The organism is Pelotomaculum propionicicum (assembly GCF_004369225.1).
In the GTDB taxonomy this organism is placed as follows: domain Bacteria; phylum Bacillota; class Desulfotomaculia; order Desulfotomaculales; family Pelotomaculaceae; genus Pelotomaculum_B; species Pelotomaculum_B propionicicum.
This window is the reverse complement of the sequence record NZ_QFFZ01000048.1, coordinates 1-23,860: the sequence shown is the minus strand read 5'-3', so window position 1 is coordinate 23,860 and position 23,860 is coordinate 1. Positions and strand designations below refer to the sequence as shown.

The window sequence follows — 23,860 nt, the reverse complement described above, 5'->3', positions numbered from 1 at the left end:
AGGGTCCTGCCAAGTAATCAGTGCACATGGCTTGAACGAAGTTTAAGCCAGCGTCATTTAGGCGCTGGCTTGTAATAAGCCCTTATAGGGCTCTTTCAAGCCACCCCATTCTGGGGTGGTCTTGACTTTATTCAGAAGGAAAGGCAGGCCCTGACGGCGAATTTTAAATCTCGGCTATAATTTCCAAGAGGGGATAAAATGTGAAATTATTAAATATCTTTATCGCTTTAAGTTTGCTTTTGGTTTTTCCACTGGTTTCTGATAAGGATGCCGCCGCAGACGCACCAAAGGGGACCGTCAGGGTGGCGCTGGAAAGCGGGGTGGAGTCCGCGTCATTCGAGGTGGATGGCAATTATACCTTAGTTGACCAGTCGAATGGTAAACAGCTTGCCGAACCGGGCCAGGGTGAAACCTGGCAGGTGATTGTAAAAAGCGGCAAGATTGAGGTGCGCGGGTCCTCGAAAAAATATGGACCTTTGACCGGACCGGTTATGGTCCGTGCAAATGACGCCGGTACCGCTGTTATTCTTAATGGAGAAGGAGAAAGGACTTATAAATCAGTAAACGCCGGGCTGAGTGTTATTAACGGGGCAGGCCGGGAGGTTGTTTTGGATTCCCTGAACCCGTCCGTACGGACAGCTGCGGGGAAAATGACTATTCCCGGCAGTGGTGATTTGAACCTGATCACCTATACTGGCGGCACCGGCAGCAAGAGGTACCGGGGAGGTTTGGAGTTCCGGGAGGAGAGCGGCAGGCTGGCTGTAATAAATGAGCTGGACATCGAAGACTACCTGCGTGGTGTTGTTGCTTCGGAGATGCCCGCCTCGTGGCCGGCCGAGGCCCTAAAAACCCAAGCTGTGGCTGCCCGAAATTTCGCCTTGCAGCGCGTTGAATCTACCAGAGGGTCAAGTTATAATGTTACCTGTGACATGTCTTCCCAGATGTACGGCGGGTACGACGCCGAGTCACCTGCGACAAATAAGGCTGTTGAGGCTACCAGGGGGATGGTCATGCTGAGCGGCGGAGATCTGGTCGCCGCCTATTTCCATTCCAGCAGCGGAGGGTACACGGAGAATTCCGAGGATGTCTGGGTGGCAAAGCTGCCTTATTTGAGGTGGAAAGAGGACAAATTCGACAAAAATGACACCTATTATAACTGGCAGGTCAACTACACTGTTGAACAGCTCAAGGAGAAACTTTCCGGCGCCGGCTATGAATTCAGCAAAATATCCGACCTGCAGGAACTGGCCCGCACGTCGTCCGGGGCCAGGGTGAAAAAACTGGCGGTAAAAGGAGAGGGTCCTTCCGGCAAGGCTCTTACTGTGGAAATCAGCAACTCGGATAATGTCAGGATCGCCCTGGGACTGAAGAGCTCACTTTTCACGTTTACTAAAAAGTATGATAAAAATAAAAAATTGACCGGTGTGAGTTTTACCGGCAGCGGCTGGGGTCACGGCCTCGGCATGTCGCAATACGGGGTACGGGGCATGGCCAGGGCAGGTTATAATTACCAGGAGATCTTGAAATACTATTACACCGGGGCGGTACTTGCCAAAGATTACGGCCGCTGACAGGAATTGCTTAAATGACGATACAGATGAAAACTTCTGATTTTGATTATGCTCTTCCCGCGGAGTTGATTGCCCAGGAACCGGCGGCGCAAAGGAGCGCTTCGCGGTTGATGGTTGTGCGTACAGACAGAGAACAATTTGAACACCGCCGGTTTACCGATCTGGTTGATTACCTCAAGCCGGGGGACACACTGGTCATAAACGATACCAAGGTAATACCGGCCCGCCTGCTGGGTGTGAAAGAGGGCACGGGGGCCCGTGTGGAGGCGCTGCTGCTCAAACAGTTGGACAACAGGCGCTGGGAAGCGCTGGTACGTCCCGGCAAAAAAATCGTTGTGGGGACGAGGCTGGTTTTCAAAGAGGGACTCCTGTCTTGTGAGGTCCTGGACAGCACCGGTTACGGGGGCAGGGTGCTGCAGTTTGCCTGGGACGGGCAATTTGAGGAGGTCCTGGATCAGGTTGGCCTTATGCCTGTCCCTCCCTATATCAGGAAGCCTCTGCTGGACCGGGACCGCTACCAGACTGTTTACGCCCGCCTGTCAGGGTCCGCGGCTGCTCCTACCGCCGGGCTGCATTTTTCAGATGAGCTGCTGAGCAGGATTAAAGATAAGGGTATTGCTGTGGCGCCGGTGCTTTTGCACGTGGGGCTGGGCACTTTTCGACCGGTGAAGGTGGAAGACATCACCAGGCACCGTATGCACGCGGAGTTTTACGAGGTTTCGGCGGAAGCCGCGGAGATCATTTCTAAAACCAGGGAACGCGGCGGCAGGGTCATTGCCGTAGGCACTACCACCACCCGCTGCCTGGAAAGCGCCGCCGCGGCTGACGGGAGGGTTTGCCAGGGCTCAGGCTGGACTGAGATATTTATATACCCTGGTTACCGGTTTAAAGCTATAGACGGGATGGTGACCAATTTTCACCTGCCCAGGTCTACCCTGCTGATGATGGTGGCCGCTTTAGCCGGGCGGGAAAAAATCCTGGCGGCTTATCAGGAGGCCGTTGAGATGCGCTACCGTTTCTTTAGTTTCGGAGACGCCATGTTGATAATCTAAACAGGCAGGAATATTTTGTCCTAATGTAGAAGAATTTTGGCGGGTGATGGGAAAAATGGAGAAAAAGAATAAAGTTGAAGTGCGAAAATGGCCGTGGACAATCTGGGTTATAGTGGTGCTCGGTTTTATTGTATTCGCCCTGCCCATTTCAGAAAATGCTAAATTCGCCCTGGCCGTAGTTCTTTACCTGGTGTTTCTTTTTGTATACTTTAGGTACGTGCATAAAAGGAAGTCTTCGTAATGGACATTGCTTTTTGAATGAAATAACATAAAAAACGTTATACTGGTAATAGCTGTAATATAGATGGAGGAGAGTTGATGCCGGTAAGTTTTACTCTTGTCCGGAAAGATTCAGCTTGCTCAGCCCGGTTGGGTCTTTTGCACACGCCTCACGGGACGGTGGAGACCCCTATTTTTATGCCTGTGGGCACTCAGGCCACAGTGAAAACAATGACACCCGAAGAAGTCCGGGATGTGGGCGGCAGGCTGATTTTAAGCAACACCTATCACTTGTACCTGCGGCCGGGCCATGAACTGGTCAGGGAAGCGGGAGGGCTGCACCGTTTTATGAACTGGTCCGGGCCGATACTCACCGACAGCGGTGGTTTTCAGGTTTTTAGCCTGGGCCCGCTGCGGCGGGTCTCTGAGGAAGGGGTCACCTTCCGTTCTCATATCGACGGTTCAGAGCACTTTTTCAGCCCGGAAAAGGCCATGGAGGTCCAGCTGGCGCTGGGTTCCGATATCGCCATGGCTTTTGACGAGTGCGCGCCGTATCCCTGCAGCAGGGAATACGCTCTGGAAGCACTGGAGCGGACCACCCGCTGGGCCAGGAGAAGTGCAGCGGCGCACCAAAGTGAGACGCAGGGCCTTTTCGGCATTGTCCAGGGCGGCACATTCCCCGACCTGCGCGAGAAGAGCGCGCGGGAACTGGTTGAACTTGATTTCCCCGGCTACGCCATCGGCGGGCTTAGCGTTGGTGAACCCAAGCAGATAATGTATGAAATGCTTGACCACACGGTGGAATTTTTACCTGAAGATAAACCCCGTTACCTTATGGGTGTAGGATCTCCAGACTGCCTGGTGGAGGGCGTGGTGAGGGGTATTGATATGTTCGACTGTGTCCTGCCCACCCGGATTGCCCGCAATGGCTCAGTATTTACCCGGCAGGGCAAACTGGTTGTGCGCAATGCCGAGTATGCGCGTGATTTCTCACCGCTCGATCCCACATGTGACTGTTATACCTGCCGTAACTACAGCCGCGCCTATATCAGGCATTTAATCAAGGCGGGCGAGGTGCTGGGCATTCGCCTTACCACCATCCATAACCTCCGCTTTGTGCTGAATCTAATGGAAGAAATAAAAGAAGCCCTGCGCCAGGGTGAGATTATGGAATTCAGGGACAGATTTCTCAGTACTTATCAGGCAGTTTGATGCGATAAAATTCCCCTCAAAAAAAGGATTTATGTCGCAGAGGAAGAAATACATAATTTCAGAAAGGAGGTCTGATAGTGTCGCTTGGTAATAATAGCCAAATGTTATCTGTGCTGTATATAGTCGGGCTGTTTGCCATATTATACTTTCTGATGATCCGGCCCCAGCAGCAGCGCCAGAAAAAGCACCAGGAAATGGTCAGAAACATCAAGACTGACGACAGGGTAATCACTATTGGCGGGATATACGGCACCATTGTAAAAATAAAAGATAATTCCGTTGTAATAAAGGTAGCCGACAATGTCCGGATCGAATTCCTGAAAACGGCCATCTCCCAGGTGATTAGCAAGGAAGAAGAAGATCCAGAGAAGGGCAGTTAACAAAAAAGGAGTAGACCTTTTAGTCTACTCTTTTTCCTGGATGGCTGCTATTGATAAGGACATGATACATGGCATAATCAAAGAAAGTATGTCCTTTCCTTGCTGAGGGGGTAATTTTCCGGTATGGTAACCCTGGAGGATATTAAAAAGGACCCTGTGGTCGACGCGTTTATCCGTAAGGGCAATAAATATCTGGGTGTCATGGGGTTTACAGAACACAGCTACCGTCACGTCAGCCTGGTTTCCAGCATAGCTAAAAATGTCCTTGAACGTTTGGGGTACTCCGAGAGGCAGGCCGAGCTTGCCGCCATAGCGGGGTACATGCATGACATAGGCAACGTGGTCAGCCGTAACGACCACGGTATCTCCGGCGCGGTGATGGCTTACCCGATCCTGATGCAGATGGGCATGCACCCTGACGAAATTGCCACTGTTATTTCAGCTATCGCCAACCACGAGGAACAGTACGGGCATGCGGTAAACAGTGTGGCTGCCGCTTTAATCGTGGCTGACAAGTCAGACGTGCACCGTTCCAGGGTACGCAACCCGGATTTTGCCACCTTCGACATCCACGACCGGGTAAACTATGCTGTTGAACATTCTTTCCTCTGGGTTGCCGACGACAAGCGGACCATTACCATGGAACTTACCATTGACATTGATATCTGCCCCGTCATGGAATACTTTGAAATTTTCTTAAGCCGCATGATTATGTGCAGGAGGGCTTCATCTTTTTTGAAATGCAAATTTGAACTGGTGATCAACGGGGCAAAATTGTTGTAGTTTTAACGCTTTTTTTGAATAATAGGGGGTTTAGGACTATCATGAAGCTGGACAAGGTTTTAAAACTCGCAGGCATTATTGTCGGTGTGGCAATAATTACGGTACTGGCCATATGGCCGGTCATACCGAACGTCAAGTGGATCCCTTTTACAAACCTGATCAAACAGGGTCTGGATTTAAAAGGCGGCGTTTATGTTGTGCTGGAGGCTGTCGATACTCCAGATATACCGGTAACGGCAGACAGCATGAAGCAGGCCATGGCCATCATTGAGAACAGGGTCAACGCTTTCGGCGTGGCCGAGCCGATTGTTCAGCTGCAGGGCTCGCGCAGGATCATTGTTGAGCTGGCCGGAGTCAGCGACCCGGACGAGGCAGTGCGCAACCTGATTAAAACTGCCTACCTTGAGTTTAAGACGTCGGATGGCAAGACTGTGCTTACCGGCCGCCAGTTGAAAACCGCCCAGGAAGGGAAAAATCCTCAAACCGGGCAGCCGGAGGTTAACCTGGAATTTGAGCCGGACGGAGCCAAAATATTTGCAGAAGTCACCGCGGCCAATGTGGGAAAGCCGATTATGATTTTACTTGACGGACAAGTTGTTCAGGCGCCTACCGTACGGGAAGCAATCCCCAACGGTAAAGCTCAAATTTCACCTTACGAATCACTGGAAGCAGCACACAATGTTGCCATCCTGCTCCGCTCAGGCGCTTTGCCGGTGAAGCTGGAGGTAATGGAAAAGAGGACTGTTGGCCCGACCCTGGGCGCCGATTCCCTGAATAAATCGATTGTAGCCGGCCTTGCCGGGTGTATCGCCATCCTGATCTTTATGATCGGCTATTACCGGGTACCCGGCCTGGTGGCCAACCTGGCTTTGGTAATTTACACCCTGGTGGTCTTGATGATTTATGCGGCCCTGCACGTGACCATGACCCTGCCGGGCGTGGCCGGATTCCTCCTGTCAATGGCCATGGCTGTTGACACTAATATCATTATCTTTGAGCGACTGAAGGAGGAACTGTGGTCGGGCAAGACCCTCCGGTCGGCCATTGACGCGGGCTTCAAGCGGGCCTTTGTGGCTGTCCTTGACTCGCACGTTACTACCTTAATAGCTGGCATGGTCCTGTACTATTTTGGTACAGGACCGATTAAAGGCTTTGGTATCACGCTCTCCATCGGTGTTCTGGCCAGCTTATTCACGGCTGTGGCTATGACCAGGTGGATCCTGCAGCTGGTAGCGGGCACCAACCTGATCCACAACCTCAAGTTATTCGGGAAATAGGGGGGATAAAAAATGAGTTTAAGAGAAAGCATGCCATTCCACTTTATTAAGCTGCGCAAGATTTGGTACACCATATCCGTGCTGATCATCCTCCCGGGGATTATATCGCTGTTCCTGCAGGGTTTAAATCTTGGTATTGATTTTTCCGGCGGCAGCCTGCTGGACCTGAAATTTAACCAGCCAACCTCGATAGAACAGGTGAGAAGCGTACTGGATGAGTTTGGCCTGGAAGGATCCTCCATTCAGCGGAGTAATGAAACAGACTACCTGGTAAGGACCAGGGAACTGACTGAAGATGAAAATACGAATGTGGTCAAGGAACTGAGTGATAAACTTGGTGGAGTAACTGTTCAGCGCAGTGAAAGAGTCGGTCCGGTAATGGGTAAGGAACTGATTTACAAAGCATTTCAGGCGCTGGCCGTGGCCTCTGTTCTGATTGTCATTTATGTCGCCTGGCGCTTTGAATTGAAACAGGGCTTAGCGGCTATTATCGCCATGCTGCATGACGCCCTGGTAGTACTGGGGGTGTTCTCCATCTTCCAGATTGAGGTGGGCAGTGACTTTGTGGCCGCTGTCCTGACCATCATCGGTTTTTCACTGATGGACACTATCGTTATTTTCGACCGTGTCCGTGAAAACAGCTTAAATAAAAAGAAAGGCGAAGCTCTGGAGGACATTATCAACAGGAGCATGTGGCAGACAATGACCCGCTCGATCAATACAGTCCTGGCCGTCTTATTCGTACTGGTGGCTCTGCTGCTGCTGGGCGGCACTACCATGCGCAGCCTGGTCCTGGCCTTGTTGATCGGGACGCTCAGCGGCGCATATTCTTCCATCTGCAACGCCAGCCCGCTCTGGTTCGATTTTAAAAGGATGGAAACCAAAGGCAAGCCCAAGACTGCCAAAGCGTGATTGAAAGGTTGAAAAATAGCAGGTTTATTTTACAAAAGTACTTTAAAAGGTGTGTGGCACCAAAGCCACCGCCTTTTTGTTTTTTTTTAAACCTTTCGGGGAAAATACTGTTGTCTGATAAAACATTTTTTGTTAGACATAATTCAGTTAATACAGAGCCCCAAAATGTAGGTTCGGATTCATCCGAACACTCCAGTGGGGACATTCCTCGTCAGTAAAAGGAATACCTGAAATTGAGGAGTGTCTCCTGACCTTAGCTGACTAAAGTCGCACATATTCAGTCGTCGGTCGTCAGTCGTCGGACATCGGTATGTCCTGCATTTCTTTGGAGCCATTAGCTCTTTCATTCCCACGTCCCACGTCTCACGTCCTACGTCTCACGTCTCACATCTCAATCAGGAGGTAAGTATGGAGGACGACAGCCAAAGCCGGCTTTTAAAGAGTCTGCAGGAAAGGATCGCCGATCTGGCCGTTAAAATGGAGAAGATGAAGATGGCTGAGTATGTCCAGCTTCTCAACCACCCCTGGCGGCTGCTTTATATCAATTTTATCGCCGGGCTTGGCAGGGGTGTCGGCATAGCTGTGGGCTTTACAATCCTGGGGGCCATTATTCTGTATTTTTTGAAACACCTGGTTTTGCTTAACCTGCCCTGGATAGGCGGTTTTATAGCGGAAATTGTCCAGATGGTCCAATTAAAAATAGGTTCTTAATAAACGATTGATGGAGGTATAACCGTGCAAAAAGAACAGTTGTTAGATTTTAAGCGGCGCCTTTTAGGTGAGAGAAGCAGGCTAGCCGGGCAAATCAACTTCATAGACGAACAGGGTTACGGTGGGCTGGGCGTACACCTGGGTGACTCCATCGGCGAGATTTCGGCCTATGATAACCACCCCGCGGATATAGGCACCGAGGTTTTTGAGCGCAGCAAGGACTTCGCCCTGCGGGAAAACGCCATGCTTAATGTTGACGCCATAGATGAAGCTCTGGCAAGAATAGAGAACGGGACTTACGGGACCTGTACAGTTTGCGGCGGTGAGATAGACGTAAAAAGGCTGGAAGTGCTTCCTTCCGCCGCAAAATGCCGGGCGTGCAAGGAGGCTGAAGAAAAAATCCCGCACCAGAATGACCGTCCCGTCGAGGAGGAAGCACTGGGGATACCATTCGCCAGAAGTTTTACAGATGACACCGATCAGCTAGGGTATGACGGGGAGGACGCCTGGCAGGACGTGGCACGCTACAGCGAAACCACCGATGAGTGGTCCAGGGGCGGCTCTTACTACGGCTATTCCGATTTCGACATCGAGAGAAAAGGCGAAGTAACGGACGTTGACAACATTGCCTATGAAGTTGGTGACGACGGAATGTTTTATAAAAGCTTCCGTGGCGCGGACGATGAAGACACCCCGGCAGAGAGAATTGATACCGGAGAGAAAAAGATATATAAGAACAGGTAATAACGGGTAAGCAAGGGGAAGGTTCTCTTGCTTCCTTCTTTGTGTATGGTAAAATGATGTAGTGAAATGTAGTTATATGTATCTCCAAAATGGTTTTAAGAAAAGGAAAGGCATTATTTTATTTTTGGCACAGACAGCCCCTGGCGGGACCAGAAAAAATATATAGATTTAATCAGGGAAACAGATTTTTTAATGAGGAACAGAAAGAAAAACTCTTTAATAAAAATATTTTGAAGTTGATAAAAATTTAAGTTATGTTGACAGGTTATGACAGATAATAGATAATTTTATAACCAGTAAATTTTTTTTAAGGAGGCAACGGGATGAAACACAGGATTCTACTTGCTTCTGACGGGTCGGAGAATGCCCTGCGGGCGGCTGAATTTACAGCCGGACTGGTTAAAACTGCTCCTGCGATTAAGGTAACTGTGATAGTGGTTAATGAAATGCTGGAAAAAATGAAATATTATTCCCCCCTGCGCTCTCCTGTGATTTTCGAGGAAGTGGAGATATTTTTTAAGGATAAAACACAGGACGCTCTGGATAACACTATAAAAATATTCAAAGATTTCGGGATCGAGGTTGAGGGTGTGGTAAAAGTGGGCAACCCGGCCCAGGATGTGGTGGAATACGCGCGGGAGAAAGGTTTTGCCCAAATTGTTGTCGGCAGCAGGGGCATGGGCAGCCTGAAAGGTATAGTCCTGGGCAGTGTAAGCTCGAAAATCGTGCAGTTGGCTGGCTGTCCCGTTACTGTGGTGAAATAAAAAAACCGGCTGAGCCGGTTAATTTTAGTGCAGGGACTTCTTTATGTCATTTGGGCGGTTGGATTCCAGCATTTCTTTCAATTCCTGATGTAATTCTTCATTCAGCAAATCCTTAATAGCCAGAGAGCCTTCAGCGACTTTCTTGCTGAGATAAATCGGGGTTTGGGTACGGAGGGCCAGCGCGATAGCGTCGCTTGGCCGTGAGTCAACCACCATTTCCTTGTCCTGGTGCCAAAGGTGCAGCTGGGCGAAATAGGTCCCGTCTTTAACGTCGTTGATTAAAACCATACTCAGCTGGATTTCCATAAGGCTGCAGATATTTTTTAAAAGGTCATGTGTCAGCGGCCTGTCCGGGCAAATACCCTGGAGGGCCAGTGCGATTGAATGTGCTTCAAAAGGTCCCACCCATATGGGCAGAGCTTTTGCATCATCCTCATCTATCAACAAAATCACCGGGTTCATCATGACGTCGTAAGCTATTTCCTTAACCTTCACTGGGATCATTTGTGCTTCACCTTCTTTTGTATATAGGAAACCAGATTATTAGTAAGAACCATCTTTTTTGAGGTGCATAGTATGGATTTAACCTGGCTTTTTTTGATTCTGTGCCCATATATGCTGCTTTATTTTTACTTATCCGATGTTACTCACTGGGCAAACTGGAAAATCACGGTCTCATGGCTCCTGGGTTTAGTCGTTATAATTACAGGGTGGCTGCTGATAAATCACTTCATCCCGAATCCCCTGCCGTTTCCCGCCCCTTTGTTTAAAGTGACTTAGGATGAGGCCGCATCCTTATAAAACAAGGATTAGCTTAATGTTATTTTACCATAATAGGCTTGGACCGGAAAGCTAATAAATAAGTCAACTTTTTTGGCGGAACAGCCTGGCCAGCGGTTGTATATTAAGCTTATCCTGTGCTATACTACTTTTTAGTCAGGCCGGTTTATTAACGGTCGGGCCGTGAGGCAGCGGTTTAGCCCGTGGGACTTATCTGGTATGCAGGATGAGTCGCGGGCTTACTTGCTTTCAAAGGGGTTTGGAATACATGAACGAGAAGACAAAAGTAGCACGCTTGTCGATTGCTTCTAATACAATTTTAACCCTCGGCAAACTTGGTATCGGCATCTCCATGAATTCAGTGAGTGTAATTTCAGAAGCCATACACTCAGGCTTGGATTTGCTTGCCGCCATACTTTCCTTTTTATCTGTCAGGGAATCCGCCAAGCCGGCTGATGAGAGGCACCAATACGGCCACGGAAAATTTGAGAACCTGGCCAGCATCATTGAGGCGCTTTTAATATTGGCTGCGGCAGGCATGATTATCTATAATGCCTATCCTAAACTATTTAGGAGTGCAGAAGTCCACGCCCTTGGTCTTGGTACGGTTGTCATGGGTATTTCGGCGGCTGTGAACTTTTTTGTTTCCAGGAAATTGATGCAGGTGGCACGCAAAACTGAATCACCAGCCCTGGCCGCTGACGCGTGGCATCTCCGTACCGATGTTTATACTTCTCTGGGCGTCCTGGCCGGCATTGTAGCGATTAAGTTAACCGGCCTGACCATTATTGACCCAATCATAGCCATAGCTGTTGCGCTGCTTATTGTTAAAGCTGGGATTGACTTAATACGTGATTCGATGCACAGTATCCTGGACGTTAACCTGCCTGAAGAGGATGAAGGAATTATCAGGGACATTTTAAGAGAGCATTCCTCCAGTTTTGTGGAGTTTCACAAGCTCAGGACCAGAAAGGCCGGCTCCCAGCGCTATGTGGACCTGCACCTGGTAGTGCCCAGCGAGTGGGCGATCAACAAGGTGCACACTCTATGTGACCATATTGAAGCGGATATTAAAGCCAGGTTAAAGGGAGCGCTGGTTTTAATCCACACTGAGCCCTGCGCCATGCAGTGCCGTGAATGCAGCCAGGCGGACGAGGAAAAGAAGCGCAGTATAAAATGTGAGCCTGTTCAGGGAGCACCTACCACCTGCAGGTTTGGGCCGGAAAAATAAAAAATTTTCGGCTTTTTTTATTTTTTACTTATTTTTAACTAGATAAATGACCATACTATCAGTAAAACTTGCAAGGAGGGCATGTAACTGTGACTGCAGCGCTTTTGGAGTATTTCGCCGGGGTGCAGCACCGTTTGCCTGGCGAGGCGGAAAGAGTGCTCAAGGCCTTGGAGGATTATGGGACTATGAATAAGGAAGAATTGTCCCTGACCTCCAAAGTTAAAAGAGCTGTACTCGATCATGTGGTAATGCAGCTCTACGCCCTCGGTTTGGTTGAGGTTGCTACCGAGGGTAAGAGCAAAATGTGCAGTTTGACAGGTTTGGGCTGGGATTTTTTGGGTCTAAGTAAAGCCGGTTAAGATTCTAACCGGCTTTATCATTTTCTATTCAGATGTTGTATGTCAGACAAATAAATGCTAAAATTTAATTGGTTTGGTATAATTTATTATTAAGGAGGAGGTTTAATGAAAAAGAGGTTGCCGCTATTTTTAGTCCTGTTCACACTTGTATTTGCAGTACTGGCATTAGCCGGCTGCGGCGGAAAGAGCCAGCCGGCCAGTCAATCAACTGGAACACAAAGCGCCAAGGAAGAATCGATTGGAGACATTATTGCAAAAGGGAAAAAAGTAGAGGGTATGTCTTATGAATATACTCTGACCTCCAAGGACGGCACCATGACCGGCAAGGTCTGGATGCAGGGCAAGATGATGAAGTCTGAGACTGTTATGGCGGGCCAAAAGATGATATCCTATATCGATGGCAACACCAATACCTTTATTACCTATAACCCGGACGAGAACACGGCTATGAAGATTACCTCACCACCGACCGGACAAAGCACTGAAACGCCTACCGATTTTACTGATGAGATTGATCCCGCTAAGCTCAAGGTTTTGGAAACCACTACTTATGAAGGGTATAAGTGCAAGGTTGTTGAAAGTACCTCGCAGGACGGTAAGGTAGTGGAAAAAGTATGGGTAAGTGTGGATTACGGTATTCCGCTCCGGATCGAGACAACTGACTCGGTAAACGGCAATACTGTGATGGAGTACAAAAATCTGAAGGTTGGGTCAATCCCGGCGGAAACCTTTAAGCTGCCGGCGGGTGTTGAAGTAACCGATATGAGTGAGATGATGAAGAATTTGCCTCAGGCGCCCAATGTGCCCGGTAAGCAGTAAGGCAATTTTAGGTTTAACCCGGGTTTGTTGAGTTTTTTATTCAGAAAGCAAAAAATGCAGCCGGTTTCGTTTACTTGCACGGAACCGGTTTTTATATTTGTACTCACAAAACAATAATTATTTAACCGGGTTAGTAAACAGAACGTAAACGGACAGATGAGGAACTTAGGAATACCAAAGATCAACTTGAATCGTTTTTCAACAATACCGCGGATGCCATAGCAATTATGGATCCGCAGTGTTATTTGCTGCAAGTTAATAAAGCTTTTGAGAAGATATTTGGCTGGACTTCACAGGAAGCTGTTGGAATGAAGCTACCAACTGTTCCTATTCATTTTATAGAAGATGTCGAAAATATCTTTCAAAAAATAAAAGCTGAAGGGCAAGCCATCTCGTATGAAGCCATTAGGCGCCGGAAAGACGGAAGTATTCTTGATGTGAGTGTCACAGTTTCACCGATTCTGGCTGAAGGGAAAACCACAATTCAGATTGCCGCTGTCCTTCACGTAAGTGAAAAGACTGTTGAAACTCACCGCAGAAATATAATGGGTAAGCTGGGCATACAAAACATAGCCGGGCTAACAAAATATGCCATTCGTGAAGGATTGACGTCTGTCTGAACAAGATAAGTTAAACACTTTATAAATAATATAATTAAGAGAAAGCAAAGGACAAAATACGGGATACTCCTATATCCCTGTAAGCACTTTTAGTATATAAGTGTAGGGATAGGGGGTATTTTTTTATATAGGTTTAATTGTAGGGACTAAATTGAGTATAAAAATCATCCTGGCTGACGACCACAAAATTGTACGTGATGGCCTCCGCTCCTTGCTTGAAAGACATCCTGGAATGGAAGTAATCGCAGAAACATCGGATGGCCGTGCGGCAGTACAATTGTCCCTGAAATATTCACCCGACGTTGTTATAATCGATGTTGCCATGCCCGTTTTGAACGGCATTGAAGCGACCAGGAGAATAAAGGCTGAAAGTCCCGGCACTAAAGTAATAGCCCTGTCAATGCATTCGGACAGAAGATTTGTGGTTGAGATGTTAAATGCCGGCGCGTCCGGGTACCTTTTAAAAGAATGCGCCTTTGAGGAACTGGTTGGCGCTGTCCATTCAATACTTGCCGGCAATAATTACTTGAGTCCAAGTATAACTGATGTAGCAATTAAAGATAAACACTGTGGCCATAAAGAAGCCTCGGGTTTTTTTGCCTTAACTCCAAGAGAACTTGAAGTGCTTCAACTTCTGGTTGAAGGGAGAACCACACTTCAAATTGCTGACATGCTCCGGATAAGTGAAAAAACAATAATAGCTCACCGCAGAAATATTTTTAGCAAGCTGGGCATACAGAGCCTGGCTGAGCTGATAAAATACGCCATTCGCGAAGGGTTCACCCTTATTTAACAACTCAATAAATATATTGAAAAAAGTCAGGAAATAAAAAGTATTAAATCAGGATTATGCCAATTCCACTGTAGATTCATTTTAGTTTATAAAAAACAAAGGGATATAAGAGTAGCTTTTATATGACATAATAGCTTACCCTTGCTAAATTTCTTCCCGACGCAACCTTTGTTGTTGATCAGGATAGAAAGGTACTATCCTGGAACAAGGCCATCGAGGAGATGACGGGGTTATACAAGAAAGATATCATCGGCCAGGGTGATTATGCTTATTCCGTGCCATTTTTCGGAGAGTCAAGGCCGCTCTTAATAGACCAGCTTTTTTCGGAAAAGAGCGTACTAGAGTATGAAATAGAGTTAAGTAAAAAAAATATTATAAGAAAAGGTAAAAAGTTGTCTGTTGAGATTTTCGCTCCTAACTTGTCTAAAGGAAAAGGCGCTTTTCTAAAGGAAACAGCCTCACCTCTCTTTGATGCTAACGGTAAACTGGTTGGGGCCATTGAGTCTATTCGCGACATCACTGAAAGGAAACAATCTGAAGAAGCAATTAAACAAAGCTACAGGAATTTGCAGAAAACCATGGAAGGCACAGTTCGCGCGATAGTAGCGCTGGCCGAAAAAAGAGATCCATATGCAGCAGGTCACCAGACGAGGGTGTCCAGGTTAGCCTGCGCCGTCGCCAGGGAAATGGACCTGCCCGGAGAACAAATTGAAGGCATCCGTGTGGCCGGACTCCTTCATGATATCGGTAAGGTATATATTCCCACTGATATCCTCAATAAGCCCACCCGGTTAACAGACATAGAAATGATGCTGATAAAAACACACCCCAGCGTTGGCAGCGAGATCCTGGAAATAATCCCTTTCAATTGGCCAGTTGCCCAAATAGCGCTTCAGCATCATGAAAGGCTAAATGGTTCCGGGTACCCGGCGGGTCTTTCAGGTTCAGAAATACTGCTGGAAGCAAAAATTTTGGCCGTGGCTGATGTCGTGGAAGCCATGTCGAACCATCGTCCTTACAGGCCGGCTCTTGGTAAAGATAAGGCTCTTGAGGAAATCTGCAACAATAGCGGTATCCTTTATGATTCTGATGCGGTAGATGTTTGTTTGAGGGTTTTTACCAAGAACGACTTTAAGTTTACTTAGATGTGAGGATTGTAAAATTAATGTAGCCGGGGTAAACCCGGAGGATGTGATATCTTTGGATGATGTGGATTACGGTAAGTTTTAGGATTAATCCGCCGCTGGGCACAGCTTTGCCTGCCCGGCGGTATTTATATGCCGGTGAGAATTCACCGGTTTATTTTTCCACCCCGCTTCGTTGCCAAACCAGCCGGTGTCGATTATAATTTTAATATCTATGAAAAGATTTCCTGAACTTAATCAAAAACTATGGAAAGTAAAAACGCCCTTCCCTGTTTTAAGCCGTATTCTTGCACGCCAGCTGGGTGTTTCGCAGGTTGTTGCCCAACTGCTGATCAACCGGGGTATTCACACAACTGAACAGGGACGACTCTTCCTCAGTAGTGATCTTGCCAGTCTCCACCAACCATTTCTTTTCAGAGATATGGATAAGGCAGTAAATAGAATAATCAGTGCAGTTAATGCAGGAGAAAAAATACTGGTATATGGTGATTATGACGCGGATGGTTTAACCGCAACCGCGCTGCTGGTTAAAGTATTTAAGGAGCTTGGCCGGGATGTGTCATATTATGTGCCAAACCGCCTGGTAGAGGGGTACGGCGTGCACCTGGAAGTCCTGCGAAAAGCAAGGGAGGCTGGAACGAGCCTCGCAATCACTGTGGACTGCGGCATCAGCGCCCTTGCAGAGGCGCGCTGGTCCGGGGAAAATGGTTTGGATTTGATCATAACTGACCATCATGAGCCGCCGGCTGAAGTGCCACAGGCCTTTGCCCTGCTGAACCCCAAAATACCCGGCTGCGAGTACCCGTTTAAAGAACTGGCGGGGGTGGGTGTGGCCTTGAAATTGGCCCAGGCCTTGCTTGAGGCTGCAGGCAGGGGAAGCGTAGCGTGGCAGCGATACCTGGATCTGGCCTGCCTGGGTACAGTAGCAGACATCGTTCCGTTACATGGAGAGAACCGGATTCTGGTTAAACATGGCTTACAGGTGCTGGCGCGTACTAAAAGCCCAGGCTTGGAAGCTTTAATGTCGTCCAGTGGTATAAAAAAAGAGGATCTTGGACCGCGCGAGGTCGGTTTCGGCCTGGCCCCCAGATTGAATGCCGCGGGCAGGATCGGCAGCCCAGATCTGGCGTTAAAGCTGCTGCTGACTGATAATACTGAAGAAGCATGGGAACTGGCCTGTGTCTTAAACAAAGGAAATCAGGAGAGGCAGAGAATAGAGTCTGCCGTACTGGGGGAAGCGCTGGGGCTTTTGGAGGAAAGACCCGATATGGGCCAGTCCCGGATAATAACACTGGCCTCTGAAAACTGGCACCCTGGTGTAATTGGCATAGTCGCCTCACGCCTGACAGAACGTTTTTACCGACCAGTTTTTTTGTTGTCACTGGAAGGCGATGAGGGGAAGGGATCCGCGCGGAGCATACCCGGTTTTAATATTCACCAGGCCCTGTCTTACTGCCAAAAGCACCTGCTGGATTTTGGCGGGCACGAGATGGCTGCCGGGTTCGCTATAAAAAGAAGCAATATTGAAAGCTTTTATGAGGAATTAAAAATTTATGCGGAAAAGGTCCTCGGAGACAGAAAGCTGATGCCGCTGCTGGATGTAGACGGCTTTATAGACATAACCCAGGTCTCCGAAGAACTGGTTAACGAAATAATAAAACTTAGCCCCTATGGGCATGCCAACCCGTACCCGCTGCTGGCCTGCCGCAAGGCAACACTCGTGGAAAGCCGCGGTGTGGGGAAGGGAGCGGCTCACTTGAAACTGCGCCTGCGTACAGATGCAGCCGACCTGGACGGTATAGGTTTTAATCTCGGCGCTTACGCGGAGGTTCTGGCTGCCGCTGAATCAGTCGATATCGCCTTTGTGCCGGGCATGAATGAATACAACGGCCGGCGCAGTGTGCAAATTGAGGTTAAAGATTTCGGGAACCCGGCTTTACTTGATGGATTAGAACAACTTCAGGAGGGGACACTCTCAGTTAAAGACGGAATTGGGGAAGAACTATTTATTCCTGATTTTGTTCTGGGTAAATTTAAAGACTTAAATAATGGGAGATACTCCAATAGGGCAGCATTGAGCAGCCGGATTCAGGATGTTGAGTTAATTGATCGCCGCAATTCAGGTGACCGGCCCACCCTGCTGGCCAGGCTCGCATCAGCCGGTGACTTTACTTTAGTTGTGGCTTCGTGCGCTTACCAGGTGATCGAGCTGGCCCACCATATTAAGCTGGCCAGGCCTGATTTGAAGGGGAAAGTAGCCTGTTGTTATCAGCGCAATCAGAAGCACAAAGAATCTGTTCTGACAGCCCTGTGCGAAACAGGTGAGGCTGTCGTTCTGGTCGCCACCCCTGAGGCAGCCTCTCAAGCCTGTTTCAGTGCGGGGCAAGTGCTATTGTATAACCTGCCCTACGACCTGCAGAGTATTAATGCTTCGATTGAACATATTGCACCTGGCGGCAGGCTGCACTTTTTATGCAGTGATGAGGATTTTCAGGATAATTTGCTGGGACTTGAGTCTATGCTCCCGGGCAGGGAGTACCTGGCCAGTATCTATCATTTACTGCGCCGGGAGAAAAAAGAGTACCTGACAGCGGATCTAAAACTGCTCCGCACAGCCATGGTAGGCGCGGGGTTTATCCATATGGGAGCCTGTACTTTAAAGGTTGCTTTTACTGTCCTAAGTGAGCTGGGCTTGCTGAATTTTGAAACCAAGGATGATTTTGTGCGTTTTCATTTATTACCGGCGCCCGCAGTTAAAAAAGATCTATTTCAATCACCAACATACAAGTTTCTTTACGGAATTAAAGAGGATTCTATCAGCTTCATGCGGAAATTTTTAAATGAACCTGTAAATAACCTATTGTTATTTTAGCGGATCGCTTAAGGGAGGTTATTAAATTGGACCTTTTTAAAAGTAAAATAAGAGAGATGCCGGACTTCCCCAGGGAGGGTATTAATTTCAAGGACGTTTCCACCCTGCTCCTTGACGGAGATGCCTACAGGCAGGCAATTCAGGAACTGGCTACCCAGTGCAGGCACAAACAGGCCGATCTGATCGTGTGCCCAAAACAGCGGGGCTTGATTATAGGCGCGCCCCTTGCTTATATCCTGGGGACAGGACTGGTTACGCTGTGTTTACAGGGAAATGAACCTGAGGAAGATTTGACCCGCCATTACGACCTGGAATTTGGCGGCAGGTCCATTGAATTGAACCGGGATTTGATCCAGCCCGGCATGAAAGTCCTGGTTGTGGATGAGTTGATTGCCACGGGCGGGACTACTGTCGCCACTGTTAAGGTCATTGAGGAACTGGGCGCGGAGGTTGTTGGGACTGTCTTTCTTATTGAACTTACAGGTCTTGGCGGCAGGGTAAAGCTGCAGGATTACGACACTATTTCACTGGTCCAGTACAACTACTAAAAAAAGCAGGCTAGGCAGTAGTCTAAAGGAAAATGATGTTATGGAAAACACGTTCCCTATGCCGGAATTAGGCTCCCAAGTAGTGGATACAGTAAGGCCGGGAGACCGCAATAAGCCATTAAAGCTTCATGACGAGGATTTGGCTGTCTCATTGGCAGATCTGATTAAACGTATTGAGGTTTATAACCCCAAGGTGGATATTTCTGTCATTAAGAGCGCGTATGAGTATGCCGAAGAAGCCCACCGGGAACAAAAGCGGTTTTCCGGTGAACCTTTCATTGTCCACCCGTTGGAAGTGGCAAAAATTCTGGCTGAGCTTGAACTGGATCAAGAGACCATTGTAGCGGGTTTTCTGCATGATGTGGTAGAGGACACCGGGATTACCCTGGAAAATATAAAAGAGAAGTTTGGCAGCGAAATTGCCCTGCTGGTGGACGGTGTAACCAAGCTCAGCAGGATCGAGTATAAATCAAAAGAGGAACAGCAGGTGGAGAACCTGCGCAAAATGTTCCTGGCTATGGCCAAGGATATCAGGGTTATTCTGATCAAACTTGCCGACCGCCTGCACAACCTGCGCACCCTTAAATACCAGGGCGAGCCCAAACAGAAGGAAATAGCAGGTGAAACGCTTGAAGTTTTCGCCCCGCTGGCGCACCGGCTGGGGATTTATAGGATAAAGTGGGAACTGGAAGACCTGGCTTTTAGATATATAGAGCCGGAAAATTATTTTGCGCTGGTTGAGAAGATTGCCAAAACCCGTGATAAAAGAGAAGAATATATCCGCCAGGCTATTTCCACCCTGACCGAAAAACTAGCCGCCATGGGTATTGAAGCAGATATCCAGGGCCGGCCCAAGCACCTCTACAGTATCTATTGTAAAATGCTGAAACAGCAGAAGGACGTCAGTGAGATTTATGATGTTATGGCTGTGCGCTGCCTGGTGGAAACCGTGCGTGACTGCTATGCCGCCCTTGGCATTGTGCATACCATGTGGACACCGATTCCCGGGCGTTTTAAGGATTTTGTCGCCATGCCCAAGTCAAACATGTACCAGTCTATCCACACAACAGTAATTGGTCCCCAGGGCGAGCCGTTAGAGATCCAAATCCGCACCCGTGAGATGCACCGCACCGCCGAATACGGCATTGCCGCCCACTGGCGCTATAAGGAAGGCGGCAGGGGGGACCGCGAGTTTGAGAAGAAACTGGCCTGGCTGCGCCAGTTGCTGGAGTGGCAGCATGATCTGGGTGACGCCAGGGAGTTCATGGAAAGTCTGAAAATTGACATTTTCGCTGATTCAGTTTTTGTTTTTTCACCTAAAGGTGACGTGGTGGAACTCTCGGCAGGGTCAGTCCCTTTGGACTTTGCCTACCGGATTCACACCGATGTCGGGCACCGTTGTATAGGAGCCAAGGTTAACGGGCGGATCGTTACCCTGGATTATAAACTGAAAAACGGTGACATTGTAGAGGTGCTTACCTCTAAAAACAGCGCCCCTAAGCGGGACTGGCTGAACATTGTGCATACTTCCAACGCCAAGACAAAGATCAGGCAGTGGTTTAAAAAAGAGCACCGGGATGAGAGTATAATAAAAGGGAAAGATTACCTGGAACGTGAAGTCAAAAAACAGGGTCTGGAAGTTGATTTGTTAAAAGGCGATAAGCTGCAGGAAGTCGGTAAGAGGTTTAATTTTTTAACTCTTGATGACCTGTACGCCGCTATAGGCGACGGTCAGCTGACGGCAAACAGCGTCCTGTCTAAAATAAAGACAGAGAATAAAAATGAAAAAAAGGGCTTGCTGGCAGAAGAAGTCCAGGTCTTAAAAAGCGAAGTAAGGCCTTCTCAGGGATGGGGCAAACCTACCCAGGGGATTAGGGTCAGGGGGATCGACAATCTATTAATCAGGCTTTCTCACTGCTGCAACCCTGTTCCCGGTGATCCTATCGCAGGTTATGTAACCAGGGGCAGAGGTGTTTCGATTCACCGTACCGACTGCAGGAACCTGCTTACTTATCAGCAGTATGAGAGAGAACGGCTGGTTGAAGTGGTTTGGGATAAAGAATTTACTGAGCCTTTTCAGGTAAAACTTGAAATTAACGGTTTGGACCGGTCTGGTTTTTTAAGCGATGTTATGGCTATTCTTGTTGAGATGAAAATAAGCGCCAACTGGGTGACCGCGCGGGGCAAGAAAGACGGCGGCGCGGTGATCGAACTTGTCCTGGAAATGAAAGGCCTGGAACAGCTTGAGCATATATTCAACAAAATTAAACGGGTTAAAGATGTTTATGATGTACGGCGGGTAAGTTTCAGCGCCCAACCGGAAAACCCGTTGAACTAGGCGGGGGTGAGGTATTTGCGGGCGGTAGTGCAAAGGGTTGCCCGCGGTTCAGTAGCGGTAGACGGCCGGGTCGTGGGTGAAATCGGCCGGGGCTTAGTTGTTTTGTTGGGTGTGGGCCGCGGTGATACCACGGGCGAAGCGAGTTATCTGGCTGATAAAATCGCGAACCTGAGGGTATTTGAAGATGCTGACGGTAAAATGAATCTTTCTGTAATCGACACCGGGGGAGCGGTGCTGGCAATCTCCCAGTTTACCCTTTATGGTGACTGCCGCAAGGGAAGAAGGCCTGGTTTTTCTGAGGCCTGCTCACCCGATGAGGCAAAGGAGTTGTATAATATTTTTGTAAAGGAGTTGGAAAAACTAGGTTTGAAGGTGGCTACAGGTTGTTTCCGCGAGCATATGACTGTGGAAATCATAAACGACGGTCCGGTAACCCTGCTACTGGACAGCAAAAAGAATTTCTAATTAAATGGAGGGATTTGATACCAGTGATATTTCGAGGGCTTTCCGTAGGAGCGATGGATTCAAACTGTTACATTATCGGCGATCAGGGTGAAGGAATAGTAGTAGATCCTGGCGCTGAGGCTAAAAGGATCCTAAAGGCAATAGACAATTTGGGGCTGAAAATAAAAGCCATAGTATTGACCCACGGTCACATTGACCATATCGGGGCTTTGGCTGAAGTGCAGGATGCCACAGGCGCAGAAGTGTGGATTCATGCTGAAGACGCCCAACAGCTTACAGACGCCAGCAAAAACCTGTCTATCTATGTCGGGCCGAAGTTGTCTGTAAAAGCAGCCGACCGGCTGCTGCAGGACGGTGAGATCATAAAAGTCGGGGATCTGGAAATAGAGGTGATTCATACCCCGGGTCACACCAGGGGCGGTATAACCCTTAAATGCGGCCAAGACTTGCTTATTACCGGGGACACGCTTTTTGCCGGCTCAGTGGGTCGCTCGGACTTCCCTGGGGGCAGCCACAGCCAGTTGATTGCTTCTATCAAAAATAAGCTGCTAAAATTCCCGGACGAGACATTAGTCTACCCCGGCCACGGGCCTGCTTCCACAATAGGAGAAGAAAAAAAGCACAACCCTTTTCTTAGATAGACCACAAATAGCGCCTGCCATAAAGCAGGCGCTTTTTAAATTTAGTCGATATTCAGGTAGTTAAGCAGTTCGTGCAGTCTTCCTTTGAAATCTGGCTGCCAGGTTGAATCCCCCTTGTCGATCAGGTAATCAGTTACCAGGAAGGTTTTTATGCCAAGGCTTGAAGCGATTAAATCCATAGTGGTGTCGTTGCCCACCATTAACACACGATGGCCGGGGAGCCCGATTTTTCTTAGAATTTCGTCGTAATAGCAAGGGTTTGGCTTGCAATAGTGGCTATCCTCGTAAGCAGTCACCAGTTCCCATGGGAAACTGTCAACACCTGCCCACCTCATCCGCTCCATAATCGCTTTATAGGGGAAGACAGGATTTGTTGCCAATACCAGGCGGTAGCCGTGACCCGCCAGTTTCCCGACTACTTTTCCGGCAACCGGGTCAGGTGTGGTATAGGATCTCAACTCTTTATACTCATGAGTATAAAAATAATCGAATAATGGTGTCAGCTCAGCGGCAGGGCGGTTTACCAGCGGCACAAAAGTCTCCATGAATACTTCCTGGTTGGTTTTCCCCGGGCGGCTGTTATGTATCATTGCTCCTGTCGCTGCAAGGAGAGATTTTTTCATCTGGTCCGGCGGTACTATTTCCTTAAATTTTTTGGTTAGCACCTTAAAATATTGACTCATAAATTCTTTCATGTCCATGGGCAGCAGAGTCCCGTCAAGGTCGAATAAAACTGCTTCTATTTTGATATGGCAGCACCTTCCTCTACGTACAACCTTACATCCGGTAATTCATAAATCAACTGACTGGCCCGATATAATGTAAAAATTTAATGAAAAGTGGGTTTCGGGCTGTCAGGTGGCGGCGCGCAGTGTTCACAGCCGCATGCCCCGTCATGTTTCTTTTTGGGCCTGAGGCCTGAAGACTCTATGGCCTCCACAACCTGGGAGCGGATGTTGGCAATGTATATTTCCCGCAGTCTCTTTTGTTCAGCTTTTTCCTCCCCGGTAAGGCCGCCATCCCGCTGTTTGCGGGCCAGCTCGTTGATCCGGTCGACCAGTTCCTTGGTTATCAACTACATTCACCTCTTGCCTGCAATATACTTTCTGTTAAGGTATTATACCACCCGTTGAAAGTCTGAATCCAGGCTCAGAATAAAAGTAAACTAATACGGCAGTCAATCAGAGCTGACGCATGAATCTAAAGATTTATAACTGACAAGGTTTATAAGAGTTGGGGAGAAAAAGTTTTTCGCAAAATAGCACTGGACACCACAAAATAAATATGAGACAATAGTGTGGGAAATTTTAAAAAGGAGCCACACTATGACGATACATGAAGATTGGCCTGAGGAAGTTCTCTTGAACGGACGCATTTTTACAAGGGAAGAACTGGAACACATTAAGGAAGTGATCCGGTTGTTTCCCCGATTGAGTCAAAAGGAATTGGCGCATACGCTATGTGAAACCCTGTCGTGGTATGGACCAAACGGGAAACCAAAGCTGGAATCTTGCCGCGAGTTACTGCGAAAGCTGGAGGCGAAGGAATGGATTCGCCTTCCGGAAAAAAGAAAGGCGACTTCTTCAGGGAAAGAAACAGTCATCATCGGAACTGCTACCGAACC

25 protein-coding genes and 2 pseudogenes are annotated in these 23,860 nt (G+C 48.3%); 24 read left to right on the top strand and 3 right to left on the bottom strand.

What is annotated here, in order from left to right:
- Positions 1-200 precede the first annotated feature (200 nt).
- The 11 genes from Pmgp_RS15775 to Pmgp_RS15725 all read left to right on the top strand — a co-directional run bounded on the left by Pmgp_RS15775 (position 201) and on the right by Pmgp_RS15725 (position 9,625).
- Complete coding sequence (locus Pmgp_RS15775) at positions 201-1,571, top strand: SpoIID/LytB domain-containing protein (RefSeq protein WP_134215061.1); 1,371 nt, start codon at positions 201-203, stop codon at positions 1,569-1,571.
- Between the two features lie 26 nt (positions 1,572-1,597).
- Positions 1,598-2,623 (top strand): tRNA preQ1(34) S-adenosylmethionine ribosyltransferase-isomerase QueA, encoded by a 1,026-nt coding sequence (queA, locus tag Pmgp_RS15770; protein ID WP_134215067.1) that lies wholly within the window; start codon positions 1,598-1,600, stop codon positions 2,621-2,623.
- A 55-nt stretch (positions 2,624-2,678) separates the two neighbouring features.
- Positions 2,679-2,864 (top strand): hypothetical protein, encoded by a 186-nt coding sequence (locus tag Pmgp_RS15765; protein WP_134215059.1) that lies wholly within the window; start codon positions 2,679-2,681, stop codon positions 2,862-2,864.
- 77 nt (positions 2,865-2,941) lie between these two features.
- Positions 2,942-4,054, top strand: a complete 1,113-nt coding sequence (tgt, locus tag Pmgp_RS15760) for a tRNA guanosine(34) transglycosylase Tgt (protein WP_134215057.1) — start codon at positions 2,942-2,944, stop codon at positions 4,052-4,054.
- 101 nt (positions 4,055-4,155) lie between these two features.
- On the top strand, positions 4,156-4,434 hold the full coding sequence (gene yajC / locus Pmgp_RS15755) for a preprotein translocase subunit YajC (RefSeq protein ID WP_192902963.1): 279 nt from the start codon (positions 4,156-4,158) through the stop codon (positions 4,432-4,434).
- 123 nt (positions 4,435-4,557) lie between these two features.
- Entirely contained in the window at positions 4,558-5,217 is a 660-nt protein-coding gene (locus tag Pmgp_RS15750) for an HD domain-containing protein (RefSeq protein WP_134215053.1), read from the top strand.
- A gap of 41 nt (positions 5,218-5,258) precedes the next feature.
- Entirely contained in the window at positions 5,259-6,494 is a 1,236-nt protein-coding gene (secD, locus tag Pmgp_RS15745) for a protein translocase subunit SecD (protein ID WP_134215051.1), read from the top strand.
- Between the two features lie 12 nt (positions 6,495-6,506).
- Positions 6,507-7,406, top strand: a complete 900-nt coding sequence (secF, locus tag Pmgp_RS15740) for a protein translocase subunit SecF (RefSeq protein WP_243119906.1) — start codon at positions 6,507-6,509, stop codon at positions 7,404-7,406.
- Positions 7,407-7,814: 408 nt separating this feature from the next.
- The gene (locus Pmgp_RS15735) at positions 7,815-8,117 is read left to right on the top strand and encodes a DUF5665 domain-containing protein (protein WP_134215049.1); all 303 of its coding nucleotides are present in this window, start codon (positions 7,815-7,817) and stop codon (positions 8,115-8,117) included.
- 24 nt (positions 8,118-8,141) lie between these two features.
- Positions 8,142-8,861 carry a TraR/DksA C4-type zinc finger protein gene (locus Pmgp_RS15730; protein WP_134215047.1) on the top strand — a complete coding sequence of 240 codons (720 nt, stop codon included), beginning with the start codon at positions 8,142-8,144 and terminating at the stop codon, positions 8,859-8,861.
- A gap of 323 nt (positions 8,862-9,184) precedes the next feature.
- A complete protein-coding gene (locus Pmgp_RS15725; protein ID WP_134215045.1) occupies positions 9,185-9,625 on the top strand; it encodes a universal stress protein in 441 nt (146 codons plus the stop codon).
- Positions 9,626-9,649: 24 nt separating this feature from the next.
- On the opposite strand, the gene Pmgp_RS15720 is transcribed toward Pmgp_RS15725, so the two are convergent.
- Positions 9,650-10,129: a bifunctional nuclease family protein gene (locus Pmgp_RS15720; RefSeq protein ID WP_134215043.1), complete on the bottom strand. Its 480-nt coding sequence runs from the start codon at positions 10,127-10,129 to the stop codon at positions 9,650-9,652.
- Between the two features lie 544 nt (positions 10,130-10,673).
- Between Pmgp_RS15720 and Pmgp_RS15715 the strand changes: the two genes are divergently transcribed.
- From Pmgp_RS15715 to Pmgp_RS15665, 12 genes and pseudogenes are all read left to right on the top strand, one after another.
- Positions 10,674-11,636 carry a cation diffusion facilitator family transporter gene (locus tag Pmgp_RS15715; protein WP_134215041.1) on the top strand — a complete coding sequence of 321 codons (963 nt, stop codon included), beginning with the start codon at positions 10,674-10,676 and terminating at the stop codon, positions 11,634-11,636.
- An 89-nt stretch (positions 11,637-11,725) separates the two neighbouring features.
- Complete coding sequence (locus tag Pmgp_RS15710) at positions 11,726-11,995, top strand: transcriptional regulator (protein ID WP_134215039.1); 270 nt, start codon at positions 11,726-11,728, stop codon at positions 11,993-11,995.
- A 105-nt stretch (positions 11,996-12,100) separates the two neighbouring features.
- Positions 12,101-12,814 (top strand): LolA family protein, encoded by a 714-nt coding sequence (locus Pmgp_RS15705; RefSeq protein ID WP_134215037.1) that lies wholly within the window; start codon positions 12,101-12,103, stop codon positions 12,812-12,814.
- A 185-nt stretch (positions 12,815-12,999) separates the two neighbouring features.
- Positions 13,000-13,434, top strand: a pseudogene (locus Pmgp_RS15700) (PAS domain S-box protein); the annotation flags it as partial.
- A 151-nt stretch (positions 13,435-13,585) separates the two neighbouring features.
- Entirely contained in the window at positions 13,586-14,227 is a 642-nt protein-coding gene (locus tag Pmgp_RS15695) for a response regulator (RefSeq protein ID WP_134215033.1), read from the top strand.
- A gap of 164 nt (positions 14,228-14,391) precedes the next feature.
- Positions 14,392-14,760: pseudogene (locus tag Pmgp_RS20615) on the top strand (PAS domain-containing protein); the annotation flags it as partial.
- A 45-nt stretch (positions 14,761-14,805) separates the two neighbouring features.
- Entirely contained in the window at positions 14,806-15,372 is a 567-nt protein-coding gene (locus Pmgp_RS20610; protein WP_282432912.1) for an HD-GYP domain-containing protein, read from the top strand.
- Between the two features lie 214 nt (positions 15,373-15,586).
- A complete protein-coding gene (gene recJ / locus Pmgp_RS15685; protein ID WP_134215031.1) occupies positions 15,587-18,244 on the top strand; it encodes a single-stranded-DNA-specific exonuclease RecJ in 2,658 nt (885 codons plus the stop codon).
- Positions 18,245-18,270: 26 nt separating this feature from the next.
- The gene (locus Pmgp_RS15680) at positions 18,271-18,792 is read left to right on the top strand and encodes an adenine phosphoribosyltransferase (RefSeq protein ID WP_134215029.1); all 522 of its coding nucleotides are present in this window, start codon (positions 18,271-18,273) and stop codon (positions 18,790-18,792) included.
- A gap of 40 nt (positions 18,793-18,832) precedes the next feature.
- A complete protein-coding gene (locus Pmgp_RS15675) occupies positions 18,833-21,130 on the top strand; it encodes a RelA/SpoT family protein (protein WP_243119904.1) in 2,298 nt (765 codons plus the stop codon).
- Between the two features lie 15 nt (positions 21,131-21,145).
- Entirely contained in the window at positions 21,146-21,595 is a 450-nt protein-coding gene (gene dtd / locus Pmgp_RS15670) for a D-aminoacyl-tRNA deacylase (RefSeq protein ID WP_134215027.1), read from the top strand.
- 23 nt (positions 21,596-21,618) lie between these two features.
- A complete protein-coding gene (locus Pmgp_RS15665) occupies positions 21,619-22,236 on the top strand; it encodes an MBL fold metallo-hydrolase (protein WP_134215025.1) in 618 nt (205 codons plus the stop codon).
- Positions 22,237-22,277: 41 nt separating this feature from the next.
- Here Pmgp_RS15665 and Pmgp_RS15660 read toward each other — a convergent pair whose 3' ends face one another.
- Both Pmgp_RS15660 and Pmgp_RS15655 read right to left on the bottom strand, forming a co-directional pair.
- Positions 22,278-22,979 carry an HAD family hydrolase gene (locus Pmgp_RS15660; protein WP_282432911.1) on the bottom strand — a complete coding sequence of 234 codons (702 nt, stop codon included), beginning with the start codon at positions 22,977-22,979 and terminating at the stop codon, positions 22,278-22,280.
- 86 nt (positions 22,980-23,065) lie between these two features.
- Complete coding sequence (locus Pmgp_RS15655) at positions 23,066-23,311, bottom strand: DUF896 domain-containing protein (RefSeq protein ID WP_192902962.1); 246 nt, start codon at positions 23,309-23,311, stop codon at positions 23,066-23,068.
- 250 nt (positions 23,312-23,561) lie between these two features.
- On the opposite strand from Pmgp_RS15655, the gene Pmgp_RS15650 reads away from it, so the two are divergent.
- Positions 23,562-23,860: hypothetical protein (locus Pmgp_RS15650; protein WP_205078054.1), on the top strand; the 299-nt coding region annotated here is incomplete at its 3' end.